The organism is Actinomadura rugatobispora (assembly GCF_042656285.1).
In the GTDB taxonomy this organism is placed as follows: domain Bacteria; phylum Actinomycetota; class Actinomycetes; order Streptosporangiales; family Streptosporangiaceae; genus Spirillospora; species Spirillospora rugatobispora.
The window spans coordinates 297,671-316,990 of sequence record NZ_JBHSON010000001.1 but is presented as its reverse complement, the minus strand read 5'-3'; the positions used below and the strand labels follow the sequence as shown (position 1 = coordinate 316,990).

Sequence of the window (19,320 nt, the reverse complement as noted above, 5' to 3'; positions counted from 1 at the left end):
CGGGGCGCCGCCTCCGGACGGACGCCCGCGGCCGGCGGGGGCACCGCCGCCGCAGCCGGCCAGCGGCACCGTGACCGCGGTCACCGCGGCCAGGACGATCGAACGTGGGACACGCACCGGACCAGGCCCCCCGACGTGGTCGCTCGCTTCATTCGGTCATGATCTGTTATCTGTTACTCGGTCGTGATCTGACCTGGCGACGTTAGCCGCTCGCCGGGCCGGTGTCGACTCCCGCCGCGCCCGGCCGGACGAGCCTTGACCATGATCATCAAGGCGCCGGGGGCGTTCGGAGGGCAGGGGGGAACCACGAGCGGCGGGGCGGGAGTGAAGGTCACCGAGAGCGCCGCGGCGTGCGCTCCGTGTTCCGGACGGTGTCCGGGGCCGCGGGTGCGGCCGGGGTCAGACCGGCGGGTGGCCGAGCCGGCGCAGCGCGAGCGAGGCGGCGCCGACGGCCCCGTCGCCGGCCCCGCAGGGCTCGGCGGCGAAGCGGTCGCGCAGCCCGGCGCGCACCGCGTCGGCGACGGGCCCGTCGCGCAGCACCGAGCCGTGCATGACCACCGGGGCGTACGGGTCGTTCAGCGCCGGGCGGACGGCGTCGACGTCCCGCAGCAGCCATTCGGCCGCCTCCTCGGTGATGCGCAGGGCCACCGGATCGCCCGCGGCCGCCGCGTCCGCGACCACCGGGCCGAGCCGGCCCAGGGCCGCGGGCGGGCGGCCGTACACCTCTTTGATGATCGCCTGGGCGAGCCGGGGGTCGGGCGGGGGCGCGGGGCCGGCCGTGGGGATCGTCCCGGGATCGGGCGGCCGTCCCAGCGGGCCGCCGTCCGGCGGGTGCCCGAGCGGGCCCCCCTCCGGCGGGTGCGGCACGTCGGCGACGAGCACGGCGGTGCCCGTTCCGTGGGCCAGGGGCGAGGGCGGGGAGGGGCTGGGCGCGGGGGCGGCCGAGAGGGGGTGGGCGCCGTGGGGGAGGGCGCCGTGGCCGAGCGGGGAGGCGCCGTGACCTGGGGAGGCGCCGTGGGCGGCCGCGGACGCGGGGTGGCCGGGAGGGGGCGACGCCGCCAGCGCCAGGGCACGGTGGTGCCGCTGACGCCTCCGGGTCGCGTCGATCTCCCTGACCACCGCCGCGCCCAGCAGCGCCCGCGGCACCGACTCGGTCAGCAGGGTGGGGGAACCTCGGCCGTCGTAGGCGGCCAGGGCGGCGCGGACCGCCTCCCTGCCCAGCCAGACGGCCGATCCCATGTCGCCGACGAGCCAGCCGTAGCCGTCGGCGCGCTGCACGATCGTGCCGTCGCTGATCACCGCGGCGCCCGCGCCGGTGCCGGAGAACACCACGATGCCCTTGGGGGCGGTGGTGCCGGCGGCGAAGGCGACCGCGATGTCGGTCACGACGGCGGGCGAGCCGTGCAGCCCGACGGCGTTCCAGGCGCGCCGCGCGGCGGCGACCGCGGCGGGACGCCCCGCCGAGCCGGCCCCGGCGATCCCGAACACGCCGCCGATCACATGGGAACGGTCCACGTCACCGAGCGCTTCCCGCAGGGCCGTGGTGAGCGCCCCCGCGGTGTCGCCCCCGGAGTTGGGGTTGGCGCCGGGACCGGTTCCGGAACCGGCCTCGGCGCCCCCGAGCGTTAGTACGACACAGCGGGTCTTCGTGCCACCCGCGTCTATGCCGATCACGTACGGACCGGCCAAATGGGTCAACACATGGCGACCGTAGCCTTTTCTACCGTTGACGTGACATCTCGCAAGTAAGAAACTTTCTTCCATGAGGAAACCCACCGGCTCGGAGCCGGGGAGCACCGGGGGGGCCGGCGCGCTCGGCGCACCGGCACCGCCGACCGGCGCGGGCAGGGACGCGACACCGCTGAGCACCGTGGTCAGAGTGCGCTCCCTGCTGCCTTCACTGCCCCCCGCTGAGCGACGTGTCGCTCAACGCGTCATCGACGACCCCGAAGGGGTCGCCAACTCGACCATCACGGAACTCGCCCAGACCTGCGGCACCTCGGAGACCACGGTCATCAGGTTCTGCCGGGCGATCGGGTTCCATGGTTACCCGGAGCTCCGGCTGACCCTGGCCACCGAGGCGGGCCGGGCGCAGAGCGCGACCGGCGGCCGGGTCATCGGAAGCGACATCAGTCCCGACGACTCCCTCGAGCAGATCGTGGAGAAGGTCACGTTCGCCGACGCCAGGGCCGTGGAGGAGACCGCGGCCCAGCTCGACATCAAGATGCTCGAACAGGTCGTGGACGCGCTCGTGGCCGCCGACCGGGTCGACGTCTACGGGGTCGGCGCCAGCGCCTTCGTCGCCGCGGACTTCCAGCAGAAACTGCACCGCATCGGCAGGGTCTGCGCCGCCTGGTCGGACGCGCACATCATGCTCACCAGCGCCGCGGTGCTGGGGGCGGGCGACGTCGCGATCGGGATCTCCCACACGGGCGGGACGGTCGAGACCATCGACGCGCTCGAAGTCGCCAGGAACAGGGGGGTGACGACCGTCGCCCTCACCAACTTCCCCAAGTCGCCCATCGCCGAGGTGGCCGATCTCATCCTGACCACCGCGGCTCGGGAGACCACGTTCCGCTCGGGCGCGACCGCCAGCCGGCTGGCGCAGCTGACGGTGGTCGACTGCGTCTTCGTCGGCGTGGCCCAGCGCACCTACGGAACCACCCGCAAGGCCTTGGAAGCCACCTTCGAGGCGGTCCGCGGCCGGACCGTCCGACCCGATCGGAGGCGCCGGTGATCGACTGCGATCTGCCCACGGAGGGGCGCAACCCGCGCACCCTCGACGTCGACACGCTGCCCACCCTGGAGGTGCTGCGCCGGATCAACGCCGAGGACGCGACGGTGCCGCTGGTGGTGGCGTCCGTGCTCCCCGAGCTCGCGCGGCTGGTCGACCTGGCGGTCGCCGCGCTGCGCGGCGGCGGCCGGGTGCACTACTTCGGCGCCGGCACCTCCGGCCGCCTGGCCGTGCTGGACGCGGCGGAGCTGCCGCCCACGTTCGGCATCTGGGGCCGGGTGGTGGCGCACAACGCCGGCGGTTTCGGCGCGCTCTCCCAGGCCGTCTCCGAGGTCGAGGACGACCTGGAGCTCGGCGCCCGGGACGCGGCCGAGGTCGCCGCCGGCGACGTGGCCATCGGCATCGCCGCCAGCGGCCGGACGCCGTACGTGCTGGGCGCGCTGCGCGCCTGCGCGGCGGCCGGCGCGCGCACCGCACTGATCAGCTGCAACCCGCACGCGCCGTACGGGGACGAGGTCGAGGTGCACATCGCCCTGGCCACCGGGCCCGAGGTGATCAGCGGCTCCACCCGGATGAAGGCCGGCACCGCGACCAAGCTGGTGCTCAACTCCTTCTCCACCACACTGATGATCAGGATGGGGCGCACCTACTCCAACCTGATGGTCAGCGTGAACGCCCTCAACGCCAAGCTGCGGGCCAGGCTGGTGCGCATCCTCACCGAGGCGACCGGCATGGACGCCCTGACGTGTGAGAACGCGCTGGTCGAGGCCGGGGGGGACACCCGCGTGGCGCTGGTCTCGCTGCTCGGCGAGGTGCCGGCGGCGCGCGCGACGATGGTGCTGGAGGAGACCGACGGCGGAGTCCGGGAGGCGCTGCAGCGGCTGCGTTCCGCCTGAGGCGGCCCCCGGCCGGTCCGCGCTGGAGCCCGACGGCCATGTGATCATGCAATCGCCCCCGCCGATTGCATGATCACCCTGGCCGGGGCGGGGCGGCGGCGATCGCCTACCATCGGTGCGTGACCCCCGCGACCTCCGCGCCTGTCCAGGCCGTCATCACCGACTGGGGCGGCGTGCTGACCTCCCCGCTGAACGAGGCGATCGGCGCCTGGCTGGCCGCCGACCGGATCGACGCCGGCCGGTACAAGGCGGTGATGCGCGCCTGGGTGAAGCAGGCCTACGACGCCGCGACCGGGACCAACCCGATCCACGGCCTGGAGGACGGCACCCTGCCGCCCGCCGAGTTCGAGCGGCTGCTGGCCGCCGAGCTGCTCACCGTCGACGGCGGCCCGGTGCCCGCCGAGGGCCTGATCGACCGGATGTTCGGCGCGTTCGACCCCGTCGAGCCGATGTACGCCGCGCTGCGCGCCGCCCGCGCCGGCGGGATCCGCACGGCGCTGCTGTCCAACTCCTGGGGCAACCACTACCCCCGCGACGTCTTCGCCGAGCTGTTCGACGCCGTGGTGATCTCGGGCGAGGTCGGCCTGCGCAAGCCCGACGAGCGGATCTTCCGGCACACGCTGGAGCTGGTCGGCCTGCCGCCCGCGCGGTGCGTGTTCATCGACGACGTGCGGCACAACGTGGACGCCGCCCTGGCGGTCGGCATGAAGGCCGTCCACCACACCTCCTCCGACGCCACGCTGGAGGAGCTGCGCGCCCTCGGATTGCGGATCTGAGGCGCGCGATCTGGCAGACTTGCGGATCGTCATGCGCGTCTACGTCCCGTCCACGCTGAGTGCCCTCGCCCGCGTCCACGACGCGCGCGAGGCCGGTCCCGCCCCGCTGGCGGCGTACGCGGTGACGCCCGCGCTGCGCGAGTGGTACGCCGACGGCGATCTCGAGGAGCTGGAGTACGTCGCCCTGACCGCCGCCGCCCGCGCCTCCCTGCGGCTCCTGGCCGGCGATCCGGACGCCCCGCCCCGGCGGGTCGTGCTGGCCGCCGAGGTGTCCGAGGGCGAGGTGCGCTGGGCGCCCGGCCAGTCCGGCTCCGAGGAGGACGCCCGCGCCCTGGTCCAGGTCTCCGCCGTGATCCCGTGGCGGCGGATCGCCTCCGGCCACGTGGACGACGCGGACGCCGAGGCGGACGTCCGCGCCGCCGTCCAGGCGCTGCCCGCCGCCGACGCCGGCGACGACGACGCCCGCTTCACCGTGGACGGCGCCGAGGGCCACGAGCTGATGTGGTACGCCACCCAGGAGCTCCGCCACCTGCTGCCCTGACCGCTCCGCGCGTTCTTCGCGCGGTGAAGCGTCGTGCGTGCCCGGATGGGTAGGTCTGCCGACGTCGGACGGCCGCGCGCCGCCCGGCCACGCCCGCGCGGTGCTCGTCCGGCACGGGCTCCCCGGGGCGTGCGACGACGAGGTCGGATTCCAGGGAGCGAGCAGATGGACGCCGTCATCAACGTGCCCGTACCGGCCAACGAGCCGGTGAAGTCCCACGCGCCCGGCAGCCCCGAGCGGGCCGCGCTGGAGGCCAGGATCAAGGAGCTCGCCGGCGCCGGGCCGGCCGAGCTGACCATGACGATCGGCGGCGAGCGCCGGCTGGGCGGCGGCGAGCCGATCGAGGTGGTGCAGCCGCACGACCGCGCCCGCGTGCTCGGCCGCATGGGCGACGCCACCGGCGACGACGTCCGGGCCGCGATCGCGGCGGCGCGGGCGGCGGCGCCGGCCTGGCGGGCGACGCCGTTCGAGGACCGCGCCGCGATCCTGCTGCGCGCCGCCGACCTGCTGGCGGGGCCGTGGCGGGCCACGATCAACGCCGCCACCGTCCTCGGCCAGTCCAAGTCCGTCCAGCAGGCGGAGATCGACGCGGCCTGCGAGCTGATCGACTTCTGGCGGTTCAACGCCGGCTACGCGCGCCGGCTGCTGGCCGAGCAGCCGAACTCCTCGCCCGGCGTGTGGAACCGGATGGACTACCGGCCGCTGGAGGGCTTCGTCGTCGCGATCACCCCGTTCAACTTCACCGCGATCGCGGGCAACCTGCCGACCGCGCCCGCGCTGATGGGCAACGTGGTGGTGTGGAAGCCGTCGCCGACCCAGCAGCTGGCCGCGCACCACACCATGCGGCTGCTGGAGGAGGCCGGGCTGCCGCCCGGCGTGATCAACATGGTGACCGGGGACGGCCGCGCCGTGTCGGAGGCCGCGCTGCCCCACCCCGACCTGGCCGGGATCCACTTCACCGGCAGCACCGCCACCTTCCAGCACCTGTGGCGGACCGTCGGCGAGAACATCGCGGGCTACCGGGGCTACCCGCGGCTGGTCGGGGAGACCGGCGGCAAGGACTTCGTGGTCGCCCACCCGTCCGCCGACCCGGCCGTGCTCAAGACCGCGCTGATCCGCGGCGCGTTCGAGTACCAGGGGCAGAAGTGCTCGGCCGCCTCCCGCGCCTACGTGCCGCGCTCGATCTGGACGCGGATCCGCGACGAGTTCGCCGACGAGGTCGAGGCGCTGCCCATGGGCAACGTCGCCGAGGACCTGTCCCTGTTCATGGGCGCCGTGATCGACGAGCGGGCGTTCGCCAAGCACCGGGCGGCGCTGGAGCGCGCCCGCGGCGTCGGCACGATGAGCGTCCTGGCCGGCGGCACCCTGGACGACTCCGAGGGCTGGTTCGTCCGGCCGACCGTGCTGGAGTCCACCGACCCCGACGACGAGATCTTCGTCAAGGAGTACTTCGGCCCGATCGTCGGCGTGCACGTCTACGACGACGGCGACTACGACGCGATGCTGGACCAGATGGAGGGCGTCGCCGAGTACGCGCTGACCGGCGCGATCGTCGCCCGCGACCGCGCCGCGATCGCCGCCGCCACCGAGCGGCTCCGGTTCGCGGCCGGCAACTTCTACATCAACGACAAGCCCACCGGATCGATCGTCGGGCAGCAGCCGTTCGGCGGCGCCCGCGCCAGCGGCACCAACGACAAGGCCGGGTCGATCGTCAACCTGACGCGGTGGGCCAGCATGCGCTCGATCAAGGAGACGTTCGTCGCACCGACCGACTACCGCTACCCGCACATGGACTCCTGATCCCGGGCCCGCGGGCCGCGGCGGCGCCCGTCCCGCCAGGTGATCGTCACCGCCGGGTCGGTGATCCATGGCCTCGCGGAGAGCAGGCCGCCCCCGGCGCCCGCTTGCGGGAAGCGGGCGCCAGACCCGACGATATGTCCGCCCGCACCACCGGAGTGCGGTCAGGGCTGCGCTTGGGAACGGGATGACGACGCTGAACCGTCTGGTGCTGTGGAACATCGATCACACGCTCGTGGACGTCGGACGGATCACCCGCGACGCCTATGCCGACGCGTTCCAGCGGACCATCGGCCGGCCCCTGGTCCGGCTGCCGCCCACCCCCGGACGCACCGAGTCGGAGATCATCTTCGAGACGCTGGCGTTCAACGACGTCGTCACCACCGACGACCACCTGCCCGCGCTCATGACGGCGCTGGCCGCGTCGTTCGCCGCCCGGCGGGCCGACCTGAAGTCGCACGGCCGGGTGCTGGCCGGGGCCCGCGAGGCGGTCACGGCCCTGTCCCGGCTGCCCGACACCGCCCAGTCGGTGCTGACCGGCTCGATCCAGCCGAACGCCGTGCTGAAGGTGACCGAGCTGGGGCTGGCCGACCGGCTCGACCTGGAGGTCGGCGGCTACGAGAACGGCGTCTACAGCAAGGCCGCGCTGCTGGAGCTGGCCCGCACCAGGGCGGGGGAGAAGCACGGCGTCCGCTATCCGGAGACGGCCACGGTGTTCATCGCCGACTCGCCGCGCGACGTGCAGGCCGCGCACATCGCCCGGTCCGCGATCATCGCGGTGGCGACCGGCAGCGCGACCGAGGCCGAGCTGCGCGGCGCCGGCGCGGACGTGGTGCTGGCCACCCTCGCCGACACCGACGCCGTGGTCCGCGCCGTCCTGGAGCTCACCGGACGCTGACCTGCCCGCGGCCCGGCCGCCGGTAGCGGCGCCCCCGGGCGGCACCCGGCCCGGGGCCGTCCCGTAGCCTCCGATCTCGGAAGTTGCGCAGGTCACCCGGTCGGCCCGATGCTGGGGAGACACTGCGGGCAGCGGCGGAGGGATAAGACATGTCGCGTGATCGACAGGTGGCCGAGGGCACGCTGTTGTGGGAGCCGTCGGAGGAGGTCGTCGCCGGTTCGCGGACGACCGCCTTCATGCGCTGGCTGCGGGAGCGCGGCGTCGAGGCCGGATCCTACGACGAGCTGTGGCGCTGGTCGGTGACCGAGGTCGACGCGTTCTGGGACGCGCTCTGGTCCTACTTCGAGGTGGTCGGCGAGCGCGGCGACGGCCCGGTCCGCGACGGCGGCCCGACCCCCGTCGACGGGCTGCGCTGGTTCCCCGGGGCGACCCTCAACTACGCCGCCAACGCGCTGCGGCACGCCGCCCGCGACCCCGACCGGCCCGCGGTGGTCTTCCGCTCCGAGGCGGGCGGGCACCGCGTGCTCACCGGCCGCGAGCTGTGCATGCAGGTCGCCGAGGTGCGCGCCGGGCTGGCCGAGCTGGGCGTGGGCAAGGGCGACCGGGTCGCCGCCTACCTGCCCAGCATCCCCGAGGCGCTGATCTGCTTCCTGGCGACCGCGTCGCTGGGGGCGATCTGGTCGTCCTGCTCGCCCGACTTCGGCTCCTCGTCGGTGATCGACAGGTTCGCCCAGATCGAGCCCAAGGTGCTGGTCGCCGTGGACGGCTACGCCTACAACGGCAAGCGGTTCGACCGGCGCGAGATCGTCCGCGAGATCGAGGCGGCGCTGCCCACCCTGGCCGCCACCGTGCTCGTCCCCTACCTCGACCCGGCCGCCACGCCCGGCGGGCTGCGGGTGGGCATGCACTACGGCGACCTGCCGAAGCGCGACCACGACACCCTGGAGTTCGAGGACGTCCCCTTCGACCACCCGCTGTGGGTCGTCTACTCCTCCGGCACCACCGGCCTGCCCAAGCCGATCGTCCACGGGCACGGCGGGGTCGTCCTGGAGCACCTCAAGGCCACCACCTTCCACCAGGACCTCGGCCCCGGGGACGTGTTCTTCTGGTACACGACCACGGGCTGGATGATGTGGAACTACCTCATCGGCGGCCTGCTGGTGGGCTCCACCATCGTCCTGTACGACGGCGCCCCCATGGACCTGTGGAAGCTGGCCGCCGACAGCGGCGTCACCTACATGGGCGTGGGCGCGCCGTACATCACCGCCTGCGCCAAGGACGGCCAGCAGCCCGGCAAGGAGTACGACCTGTCCGCCGTGCGCGGCATAGGCTCCACCGGGTCGCCCCTGCCGCCCGAGGGCTTCGCCTGGGTGTACGAGGCGGTCGGCAAGGACCTCCTGCTCGGCTCCCTGTCGGGCGGCACCGACCTGTGCACGGGCTTCGTCGGCCCGTCCCCGCTGCTGCCCCTGTACGCGGGCGTGCTCCAGTGCCGCAGCCTGGGCGCCAAGGTGGAGGCGTACGGCGACGACGGCAAGCCGGTGATCGACGAGGTCGGCGAGCTGGTCATCTCCGAGCCCATGCCGTCCATGCCGGTGCTGTTCTGGAACGACCCCGACGGCGCCCGCTACCGCGAGTCCTACTTCGAGATGTTCCCCGGCGTGTGGCGGCACGGCGACTGGATCAAGGTCCGGCCGGACGGCGGCTGCGTCATCTACGGCCGGTCCGACTCCACCCTCAACCGGGGCGGCGTCCGGATGGGCACCTCCGACTTCTACCGCGTGGTGGAGGCGTTCCCCGAGATCGCCGACAGCCTGGTCATCGACACCGGGCGGCTGGGGCAGGAGGGCCGGCTGATCCTCTACGTCCAGCCCGCCGAGGGCGCCGAGCTGTCGGAGGAGCTGATCGGACGGCTCAGGCGGGAGCTGCGCTCGGCGCTGTCGCCGCGGCACGTCCCCGACGAGATCCACGAGGTCCCGGGCATCCCGCGCACGCTGTCGGGCAAGAAGCTGGAGGTCCCGGTCCGCAAGATCCTCCAGGGCACCCCGGTCGACCAGGCGGCCAACCGCGACTCGCTGGCCAACCCGGAGGTCCTGCGGCACTTCACGCCGTCGTCGTGAGCCCCTTGAGCGCGCCGTAGGCCAGGATGTCGCCGCGCCGGTAGAGGCGGCGGACGCGGCCGCCGCCCAGCGGCTCGGTGCGCGCGGGCTCGGGCCACCCGGCGGGCGGCCGCTTCGGGTAGACGGTGACGCTGGTCTGGGCCAGGCCGAGCAGGCGGGCGGCGTCGGCGAGCGTGATCAGCTCGTCGGGGTCGCCGCCGCCCTGCCGGTCCCGTTCGGCGCGGTCACTCTGGGCCGCCTGGTACGACGCGTGCCAGGCGGCCCATTCCGCCTCGTCCCAGTAGAGGGCCTTGCCGGCCTGGTAGGCGGCGCGGGGGTGGCCGTTGGTCTCGCGTTCCGCCCAGAGCTTCTTCAGCACGTGGCGGCTGAGGCCGTGCCGGGCCGCCAGCTCGTCGCGCGTGAGGAGGCCCGGCGGGACCTTGGGCGCGGTCTGGCGCGCCTCGTACCAGCGGTCCCAGGCGTCCGCGTCCCAGGCGAGCTGCCCGCCCTCGACCGTGCCCGCGGGCTCGGGATGGCCGTTCTCGGCCCGCTCGCGGTACCACTTCTCCAGCGTGCTGCGCCCCAGCCCGTGCACGGCCATCAGATCGGCCCTGGTGTAGGCGCGGCGCCCGTCCAGCGAGGTCATGCGCCCATCTTGGCTCAGGTGCCGGTCGGTATGGGCGGCAGCGGCTCCCACCCTGGCCGTACGGCACCGGCGTAGGTGCGCGCGTACCGTCCCTGGAGCCGGTCCACCGTTATGGGACGGCCCGTACGCGGCGCGTGCACGAACCTGCCGCCGCCTATGTAGATGCCCACGTGCCGCAGCCGGTTGAAGAACACCAGATCGCCCGAGCGCAGATCGTTCCGCGCGACCTTGGTGGGGATCCGCTCGTACTGGTCGTGGCTGACCCGGGGGATCCACACGCCCGCCTGGCGCCACGCCTGCTGGACCAGACCGGAGCAGTCGAACCCGTACTCACCCGTGCCGCCCCATACGTAGGGGCGCCCCCGCTGCGCGTACGCGTACTCCACGGCCTTGCGGGCGCGCCGCGTCCAGGTGGCCTTCATCTGGACCCGCCGCTTGCGCACGGCCTGCTGCAAGGCCGCCAGGGACTCCTGCGTGCGCGGCGACCGCACGATCCCTTGCCCCCGCGCGGACGCCGACCCCGACTCCGAGGACGCCGTCGCGGTCGCGGCGGCCGACCTCGCCGTCGACGATCGCGATCCCGAGGACGCGGTCGCGGCCCGCGCGGCCGACTCCGCCGCCGCGGACCCGGCCGGCCCCGGCGCGGCGTGCACGGCCTCCGCGGTGTTTGGTATCAGCGCGAAGGCCAGGGTCAGGGTGGCCGCGCAGACCATGCCCTCGCGTCCGTCTACGAAGATCATCGAGCGCGGTGTACCCCGGACCCCGTCGCCACACTCTCAAAACTCCCCCAGATTACGGCGCTGACCTGCCATAATGTCAGGCGTTGCCGGGTCTGTGCGGGGTCCGGGCGGGCCCGTGCGGCCGGCCGCCCTCCGCGGGGGTGAACGGAAGATCACCTCAAAGTGGGTTTATGGGGGGCGCAGGGTGACAATGCGACGTAAGGTCTCAGGGCTGGGTGAACTTCCCCTGGGTTTGGGGCGTCACACAATCGAGGGACCGATCTGTGCCGATCCGGGATGATCCGGGGGACGGGTCGTCCGGTCCCGTCGGTCCAGAGAGGGCGGTTCGGCGCATGAAGGTTGGGGCGCTGCGTTCCGGCGACCCGGAGCGGCTGGGGCCCTACGCGCTCATCGGCCGCGTGGGCGAGGGCGGTCAGGGCACCGTCTTCCTCGCCGAGGACGGCCGGGGCGGCCGGGTGGCGGTCAAGCTGCTGCACGCCGAGCTCACCGCCGACGACAAGGCCCGCGCCCGGTTCCTGCGGGAACTGGAGGTCGCCAAGCGGGTCGCCCCGTTCTGCACGGCCCAGGTGATCGACGCCGACGCGACCGGCGACCGGCCCTACATCGTCAGCGAGTACGTGCCCGGCCCCTCGCTCAACCAGCTGGTCACCGAGCAGGGCCCGCTGAGCGGCGCGGCGCTGGAGCGGCTGGCGGTCGGCACCGCCACCGCGCTGGCCGCGATCCACCAGGCCGAGATCATCCACCGCGACTTCAAGCCGCACAACGTGCTGATCGGCAGCGACGGCCCGCGCGTGATCGACTTCGGGGTGGCCCGGGCGATCAGCGGGTCCACCACGCTCACCAGCAAGGTCATCGGCACGCCCTCGTACATGGCGCCCGAGCAGCTGCAGGGCGACGAGATCGGCACCGCGGCCGACGTGTTCTGCTGGGCGGCCACGCTGGCGTTCGCCGCCACCGGCGAGCCCCCGTTCGGCCAGGACACCATCCCCGCCGTCATCAACCGGATCCTGCACCGCGAGCCCGAGCTGGGCGACCTGGACGGCCCGCTGCGCGCGCTGGTGGTCGACTGCCTGAGCAAGGAGGCCGCCGGCCGGCCCGACGCCCGGCAGCTGCTGATGCGGCTGCTCGGCCACGAGGAGCGCGGCGCGGCCACCGCCGCCCTGCCCGTCGCCGCCGCGCCCGCCGGGGCCGCCGGGGCCGCCGCGGACGGCGCGGACGGCGAGGTCCCCGACGACGCGACCGCGATCCTGGCCGCCGGCAGCGTGCTGGCCGCCGAGCTGGGCGAGGACGAGGCCCGCGCCGCCGCCACCGCCACCCGCGCCTCCCGCGCCGCGGCCGGGCGCGAGATCCAGACGGGCTACGACTCGGCCTACGACGACTACGACGACTACGACGACGGATACCAGTCCGCCGGATACGACGACCGCGACGACCCGGGCGCCACCGGCCGCCTGGAGCCCGTCCCGGCCGCCGGACGCGACGACCGGCCCGGGGGGTCCGGAGGCGCCCTGACCCCCTCGGAGTGGGCCGCGCAGAACACCCTGCCCCCCGAGATGCTGGGGGAGCGGCGCAACACCGGCGGCCTGCGGCACACGGTGACCGGCCCGCGCCGGACGGCCGCGCTCGCCGGGGCCGCGGCCCTGGTCGTCGCCGTCACGATCATCTCCACCGTGCTGGCGCTGAGCGGCGGCGGCAACGACAAGACCGGCCATCCGGTCAGCGACTCCAAGCAGCCGGTGCCGCCCGCCAGCTCCGTCCCGAGCGCGTCCCCGACGCTGTCGGAGCGGATCGTCCCGACGCCGCAGGACACCGCGACCGGCCCGTACTCGCCGTCCCCCTCGCCGACCTACTCCGACACGCCGACCGGCACGCCGACGCCGACCCCGACGCCCACCGCGTCGGAGACGACCAAGGAGCCGACCCCCACCCCGACGCCGACCGAGACCGAGACCGACCCGCAGGAGCCGCCGGGACCCGGCGAACCCGGGACGGGCGGCCAGGGCGGCACGGGCACCGGCGGGTGATCGGGGCCGTCGAACCCGCGGGCACCGGGCGATGACCGGTGCCCGGCCGGCGGCCCCTCCGGGAAAACCGGGATTTCGCACGCGACAGGGTTTGTGGGCGTGACCGTAAGAAAGGCCACGCTCGCCGCGCCGCCCCGGCGGTCGGCTTTGGGGCGTTTCCTGGCTACGCTGGCGCGTGAGCGGCGCCACAATGAGGTGGCGAAGGGTCTCTAGGGGAGTTGTTGATGAGCGGCAGGCTCGATCAGGCGAAGGACGACCTACTCCGGCGGGCGGCGGAGACGTGCGCCCAGCGCCCGGGTGCCCGGAGCACGGACGTGGAGGAGACGGTCGGGTACCTTCGCCTCTACTACCGCCACGTCGCCCCCGAGGACCTGCTGGCGCGCGACCCCGCCGACATCTGCGGGCCCGCGATGGCCCACCGCCTGCTGGGCGAGGAGCGCCCGCAGGGCAGGGCCAAGGTCCGGGTGTTCACCCCGAACCTGGAGGAGCACGGCTGGGACCCCGGGCACACCGTCGTGCAAGTGGTCACTGACGACATGCCCTTCCTGGTCGACTCGGTCGTGATGGAGCTCAGCCGCCACCAGCTGACCACCCACCTGATCGTCCACCCGCTGCTGGGCGTGGACCGGGACGTGGCCGGGCAGCTCAAGGCGTTCCGCCACAAGCTCGACAGCCCCCTCGACCTGGACGAGTCATGGATCCACATCGAGGTGGACCGCACCAGCGACCGGGCCCGCCTGGACGAGCTGGAGCGCGACCTGCAGCGCGTCCTGCAGGACGTGCGGGCCGCCGTCGAGGACGAGGCCAAGATGCGCTCCCGCGCGGGCGAGATCGCGTTGTTGATCCGCGATGAGCCGCCGCCGCTGACCGAGGCCGAACTCGACGAGGGCGTCGAGTTGCTGGACTGGCTGGCCGACAGCCACTTCACCTTCCTCGGCTACCGCGACTACACCCTCACCGAGGACGGCACCGCCCTGCGCCCCGTGCCCGGCACCGGCCTGGGCATCCTGCGCAACGACAAGGGCGAGTCCGACAGCTTCGCCGCGCTGCCCCCCGAGGTCCGCGAGAAGGCCACCGAGAAGCGCCTGCTGCTGCTGACCAAGGCCAACTCCCGGGCCACCGTGCACCGCCCCGCCTACCTCGACTACATCGGCGTCAAGAAGTTCGGCGCCGACGGCCAGGTCGTCGGCGAGCGCCGCTTCCTCGGCCTGTTCACCCACGTCGCCTACAGCGAGTCGATCGCCAACGTCCCGGTCCTCAAGCGCAAGCTCGACCAGGTGCTGGACCGCGCCGGGTTCACCCCCGACAGCTACGACGGCCAGGACCTCGTCGAGATCCTGGAGACCTACCCCCGCGACGAGCTGTTCCAGGTGTCGGTCGACGACCTGCTGCCGATCTCGCTGGGCGTGCTGCGGCTGCGCGAGCGCCGCCAGCTCAAGCTGTTCCTGCGCAAGGACCTGTACGGCCGCTTCATGTCCTGCATGGTCTACCTGCCCCGCGACCGCTACACCACCAAGGTCCGGCTGAAGATCCAGGAGATCCTGCGCACGGCGTTCGAGGGCGTCAGCGTCGACTACAGCGCCAACGTCAGCGAGTCCCTGCTGGCCCGGCTGCACGTCGTGGTGCGCGGCGAGCGCGGCCGCCCGCTGCCCGACGTGGACGTCGAGGGCCTGGAGGCCCGGCTGACCGCCGCGACCCGCTCCTGGGCCGACGACCTGGCCGACGCCATCGTCGAGCAGTGCGGCGAGGAGCGCTCGGGCGCCCTGGCCCGCCGGTACGGCGAGGCCTTCCCCGAGGGCTACAAGGCCGACTTCCCCGCCCGCACCGCCGTGTCCGACCTCAAGCGGCTGGACGCCCTCGACGACACCCACGACACCTCGATCAACCTGTACGAGCCGTACGGCGCCGGACCCGGCGAACGCCGCCTGAAGATCTACCGGCTGGGCGAGCCGATCACCCTGTCCCGGGTGCTGCCGCTGCTGCAGAACATGGGCGTCGAGGTCATCGACGAGCGCCCTTATGAGATCAGGCCCGCCGACCGGGGCCGCGCCTGGATCTACGACCTGGGGCTGCGCTACCGGCCGTCCGCCAACGTCCCCGAGGACACCACCAAGGAGCTGTTCCAGGACGCCTTCACCGCGCTGTGGCGCGGCGAGATCGAGAACGACGGCTTCAACGCGCTCGTCCTGCACGTCGGCCTCACCTGGCGGCAGGCGATGATCCTGCGCGCCTACGCCCTCTACCTGCGGCAGACCGGCAACGCCTTCTCCAAGCGCTACTTCGAGCAGGTGCTGCTGAGCAACGCCTCCATCACCCGGCTACTGGTGCGGCTGTGGGAGAGCCGCCTCGACCCGTCCCTGGCGGGCGGCGAGGAGGAGCGCAGCGCCGGGATCGCCGAGGAACTGCACGGCGAGCTCGACGACGTCGCCAGCCTCGACGAGGACCGCATCCTGCGCGCCTACCTGTCGATGATCCAGGCGACCCTGCGCACCAACCACTACCAGCGCAAGCCGTACCTGGCGCTGAAGTTCGACCCCGAGCGGATCCCCGACCTGCCGCAGCCCAGGCCCACGTTCGAGATCTACGTGTACTCGCCCCGGGTCGAGGGCGTCCACCTGCGGTTCGGGTCCGTGGCGCGCGGCGGCCTGCGCTGGTCCGACCGCCGCGAGGACTTCCGCACCGAGATCCTCGGCCTGGTCAAGGCCCAGGCCGTCAAGAACACGGTGATCGTCCCGGCCGGGGCCAAGGGCGGCTTCGTCGGCAAGCAGCTGCCCGACCCCGCCGACCGCGAGGCGTTCACGCAGGCCGGGATCGCCTGCTACAAGGACTTCATCTCCGGGCTGCTGGACCTCACCGACAACCTCGTCGACGGCAAGGTCGTCCCGCCGCCCAGCGTCGTCCGCCACGACGGCGACGACACCTACCTCGTCGTCGCCGCCGACAAGGGCACCGCCACCTTCTCCGACATCGCCAACGAGGTCGCCGCCTCCTACGGCTTCTGGCTCGGCGACGCGTTCGCCTCCGGCGGCTCCGTCGGCTACGACCACAAGGCCATGGGCATCACCGCCCGCGGCGCCTGGGAATCGGTCAAGTACCTGTTCCGCTCGCTCGGCACCGACATCCAGAACGAGGACTTCACCGCCGTCGGCATCGGCGACATGTCCGGCGACGTCTTCGGCAACGGGATGCTGCTGTCCCGGCACACCAGGCTCGTCGCCGCCTTCGACCACCGGCACGTCTTCGTCGACCCCGACCCCGACCCCGAGAGCTCCTTCGCCGAACGGGAACGGCTGTTCGCGCTGCCGCGCAGCACCTGGGCCGACTACGACGCCAAGCTGATCTCCAAGGGCGGCGGCGTCTTCCCCCGCACCGCCAAGTCCATCCGCATCACCCCGCAGATGCGCGTCGCGCTGGGCATCGCCGACGACGTCAAGGCCATGACGCCGTTCCAGCTCATCCACGCCGCCCTCTGCGCCCCCGTCGACCTCCTCTGGAACGGCGGCATCGGCACCTACGTCAAGGCGTCCCTGGAGAACCACGCCGACGTCGGCGACAAGGCCAACGACACCGTCCGCGCCGACGCGCCCGACCTGCGCTGCAAGGTGATCGGCGAGGGCGGCAACCTGGGCCTCACCCAGCTCGCCCGGATCGAGTTCGCCCGCGCCGGCGGCCTGGTCAACACCGACTTCATCGACAACTCCGCCGGAGTCGACACCTCCGACCACGAGGTCAACATCAAGATCCTGCTCGACCAGGTCGTCCGCGACGGCGAGCTCACCCGCAAGCAGCGCGACGGCCTGCTGACCGAGATGACCGACGAGGTCGCCGAACTGGTGCTGCGCGACAACTACGCGCAGAACGTCGTCCTCGCCGCCTCCCGCGCCCAGGCGTCCTCCATGCTCCACGTCCACGCCCGCTACCTGCGCAAGCTGGAACGCGACGGCAAGATCGACCGGCGGCTGGAGTTCCTGCCCGACGACAAGGCCCTCGCCGAACGCCGCCAAGCCGGTCTCGGCCTCACCGGCCCCGAGTTCTCGGTGCTGCTCGCCTACGGCAAGCTCACCCTCGACCACGAGCTGATCGCCTCCAACCTGCCCGACGACCCGTACCTGGAGTCCTGGCTCGTCGACTACTTCCCGACCCCGCTGCGCGACCGGTTCCGCGCCTACATGGACCGCCACCCGCTGCGCCGCGAGATCATCACCACCGCCGTGGTGAACGACGTCGTCAACAACAGCGGCATCACCTTCGGCTTCCGCGTCAGCGAGGAGACCGGCGCGTCCTCCCAGGACATCGCCCGCGCCTACCTGGTCGCCCGCGAGGTCTTCGACATGCCCCGCTTCTGGCGCTCGGTCGAGGGCCTGGCCCACCAGGTCGACGAGTCCACGCAGATCAAGATGCTGCTGGAGGCCCGCAAGCTCACCGAACGCGGCGCCCGCTGGCTCCTGCACAACCGGCGCCCCCCGTTCGACATCCGCGAGAACATCGACTTCTTCTCCAAGGGCGCCGTCACCCTCGGCTCGCAGCTGCCCAAGCTCCTCGTCGGCCTCGACCTGGCCGCCTTCGAGCAGCGCCGCGACGAGTTCGCCGAACGGGGCGTCCCCGACGAACTCGCCGAGCAGTGCGCCATGCTCGTCCCGGCGTACTCCACCTTCGACCTCGTCGGCATCGCCCACGAGACCGGACGCCCGGTCGAAGAGGTCTCCGAGGTCTACTTCGACCTCGCCGACCGCCTCCAGCTCTCCCGCCTCCGCGAACGCATCATCGCGCTGCCCCGCGACGACCGCTGGCGCTCCATGGCCCGCTCCGCCCTCCGCGACGACCTGTACGCCGCCCACGCCGCCCTCACCCGCGACGTCCTCGTCACCAGCGAACCCGGCGCCCAACCCGAAGAACGCATGGTCCACTGGGCCGACAAGAACCGCACCGCCGTCTCCCGAGCCCAGCTGACCCTCTCCGAGATCTGGGAGAGCGACAGCTTCGACCTGGCCACCCTGTCCGTAGCCCTGGGCGCCATCCGCACGTTGGTGACAGCCAGCAGTCTGTGACCTTGTGGAGGGGCGACCCTCCACACCACCCGGGCGGGGCGAGCGCTCCCTGCGCTCGCCCGGGGGCTCGCTCCGGGAGCGGTCACCCCGGTGGGGGCCAGCCCCCACGCCCCCGGCAGGGAGGGCTCCGCCCCCCTGCACCCCCCGGCTGTGTTCATCTGGGGGGCCACCCCCCAGACCCCCGGGCAGGGCGGGCGCACCCGTCCGCTCGCCTGGGGGCTCGCTCTGTTTACCTGGGGGGCCACCCCCCAGACCCCCGGGCAGGGCGGGCGCACCCGTCCGCTCGCCTGGGGGCTCGCTCCAGGGCACACCCGCCCCGGTGGGGGGCCGGCCCCCCACACCCCCCGGCAGGGGCTCCGCCGCCCACCCCGGCAAGGGGCTCCGCCCCCTGCACCCCCACCACCTACCCCTGGAGATTCGCATTACCTTCCAGGTCCACGCCTCGATCAATCCCACGGCGGAGCTCGGACAGGGGTGGGTTCGGCCCTTAGCGGGAAGCTCTCCGGACCTTCTCCAAGGACTCCCCCAGGGATGCGGGCCACCAGCATCGCCTGGCCCCACACATGGCCAGATTCCGCCCGGGGTAATCGCGAAGCGTTTGTCAGCGACCAAGCTTTCCGGGCAGGCGAATGTGTGTCAGCTGCCGGAGTTCGGCCATTGGCGGCCGGGGGTGCGGGCGGCGAATTCGCCTTCCCAGAACAGGGCGGCCGACCGGTCGGCCTCGGAGCATCCGCATTCCCGCGCGTGGCGGGTCAGCGACGCCGTGCGGCGGGCCACTGCCGAGGCGCGTACCGCCGTGCACCAGCAGTGGTGGGCCGTGGCCGCGCCGCTCGTCGGGCTGATCGCCGGGAGGGCCTCGACGCAGTCGCACAGCGGAGATCCGCGCATTTCCAGCTCGTCCGCGATGGCCTCGCGCTGCGCCTCTCTCATGCCCACCATCCTTACGCGTCCCGCCGCGCGATGGGACGTTATCCGCAGGTCAAGTGGCCTACCTGGGCAAACCCGGGGGAAGGCGGCCTAAACGAGGTGGCCGACATTCGCCACAATAGTCCTTTCGCAGGGTGACCGATCGGTCACCCTGCGAGGATTGCTTGCGTTCGGTCGGGTGCCGGACGGGTCCGCTT

The 19,320-nt window shown here is 73.2% G+C and carries 13 protein-coding genes; 9 read left to right on the top strand and 4 right to left on the bottom strand.

Features of this window, described 5'->3' with window-relative positions:
• Window positions 1-399: 399 nt before the first annotated feature.
• Window positions 400-1,701, bottom strand: a complete 1,302-nt coding sequence (locus tag ACFPZN_RS01325) for a BadF/BadG/BcrA/BcrD ATPase family protein (RefSeq protein ID WP_378279222.1) — start codon at window positions 1,699-1,701, stop codon at window positions 400-402.
• 61 nt (window positions 1,702-1,762) lie between these two features.
• Between ACFPZN_RS01325 and ACFPZN_RS01320 the strand changes: the two genes are divergently transcribed.
• The 7 genes from ACFPZN_RS01320 (at window position 1,763) to ACFPZN_RS01290 (ending at window position 9,759) form a co-directional block, all read left to right on the top strand.
• The gene (locus ACFPZN_RS01320; protein ID WP_378279220.1) at window positions 1,763-2,737 is read left to right on the top strand and encodes a MurR/RpiR family transcriptional regulator; all 975 of its coding nucleotides are present in this window, start codon (window positions 1,763-1,765) and stop codon (window positions 2,735-2,737) included.
• On the top strand, window positions 2,734-3,630 hold the full coding sequence (locus ACFPZN_RS01315; protein WP_378279219.1) for an N-acetylmuramic acid 6-phosphate etherase: 897 nt from the start codon (window positions 2,734-2,736) through the stop codon (window positions 3,628-3,630). The genes ACFPZN_RS01320 and ACFPZN_RS01315 overlap by 4 nt, the downstream gene beginning before the upstream one ends.
• Before the next feature lie 119 nt (window positions 3,631-3,749).
• On the top strand, window positions 3,750-4,406 hold the full coding sequence (locus tag ACFPZN_RS01310) for an HAD family hydrolase (protein WP_378279217.1): 657 nt from the start codon (window positions 3,750-3,752) through the stop codon (window positions 4,404-4,406).
• 31 nt (window positions 4,407-4,437) lie between these two features.
• On the top strand, window positions 4,438-4,947 hold the full coding sequence (locus ACFPZN_RS01305; RefSeq protein ID WP_378279216.1) for a DUF6912 family protein: 510 nt from the start codon (window positions 4,438-4,440) through the stop codon (window positions 4,945-4,947).
• A gap of 165 nt (window positions 4,948-5,112) precedes the next feature.
• Window positions 5,113-6,747 (top strand): L-glutamate gamma-semialdehyde dehydrogenase, encoded by a 1,635-nt coding sequence (gene pruA, locus ACFPZN_RS01300; RefSeq protein WP_378279214.1) that lies wholly within the window; start codon window positions 5,113-5,115, stop codon window positions 6,745-6,747.
• Between the two features lie 184 nt (window positions 6,748-6,931).
• Window positions 6,932-7,642 (top strand): HAD family hydrolase, encoded by a 711-nt coding sequence (locus ACFPZN_RS01295; RefSeq protein ID WP_378279212.1) that lies wholly within the window; start codon window positions 6,932-6,934, stop codon window positions 7,640-7,642.
• Window positions 7,643-7,791: 149 nt separating this feature from the next.
• The gene (locus tag ACFPZN_RS01290; protein WP_378279210.1) at window positions 7,792-9,759 is read left to right on the top strand and encodes an acetoacetate--CoA ligase; all 1,968 of its coding nucleotides are present in this window, start codon (window positions 7,792-7,794) and stop codon (window positions 9,757-9,759) included.
• On the opposite strand, the gene ACFPZN_RS01285 is transcribed toward ACFPZN_RS01290, so the two are convergent.
• On the bottom strand, window positions 9,743-10,384 hold the full coding sequence (locus ACFPZN_RS01285; protein ID WP_378279208.1) for a hypothetical protein: 642 nt from the start codon (window positions 10,382-10,384) through the stop codon (window positions 9,743-9,745). The genes ACFPZN_RS01290 and ACFPZN_RS01285 overlap by 17 nt on opposite strands.
• 14 nt (window positions 10,385-10,398) lie before the next feature.
• A complete protein-coding gene (locus ACFPZN_RS01280) occupies window positions 10,399-11,124 on the bottom strand; it encodes a C40 family peptidase (protein WP_378279206.1) in 726 nt (241 codons plus the stop codon).
• 332 nt (window positions 11,125-11,456) lie between these two features.
• On the opposite strand from ACFPZN_RS01280, the gene ACFPZN_RS01275 reads away from it, so the two are divergent.
• Window positions 11,457-13,148 carry a serine/threonine-protein kinase gene (locus ACFPZN_RS01275; RefSeq protein ID WP_378279204.1) on the top strand — a complete coding sequence of 564 codons (1,692 nt, stop codon included), beginning with the start codon at window positions 11,457-11,459 and terminating at the stop codon, window positions 13,146-13,148.
• A gap of 224 nt (window positions 13,149-13,372) precedes the next feature.
• Complete coding sequence (locus tag ACFPZN_RS01270; protein ID WP_378279202.1) at window positions 13,373-18,196, top strand: NAD-glutamate dehydrogenase; 4,824 nt, start codon at window positions 13,373-13,375, stop codon at window positions 18,194-18,196.
• 636 nt (window positions 18,197-18,832) lie between these two features.
• On the opposite strand, the gene ACFPZN_RS01265 is transcribed toward ACFPZN_RS01270, so the two are convergent.
• The gene (locus ACFPZN_RS01265) at window positions 18,833-19,126 is read right to left on the bottom strand and encodes a hypothetical protein (protein ID WP_378279200.1); all 294 of its coding nucleotides are present in this window, start codon (window positions 19,124-19,126) and stop codon (window positions 18,833-18,835) included.
• Window positions 19,127-19,320 lie beyond the last annotated feature (194 nt).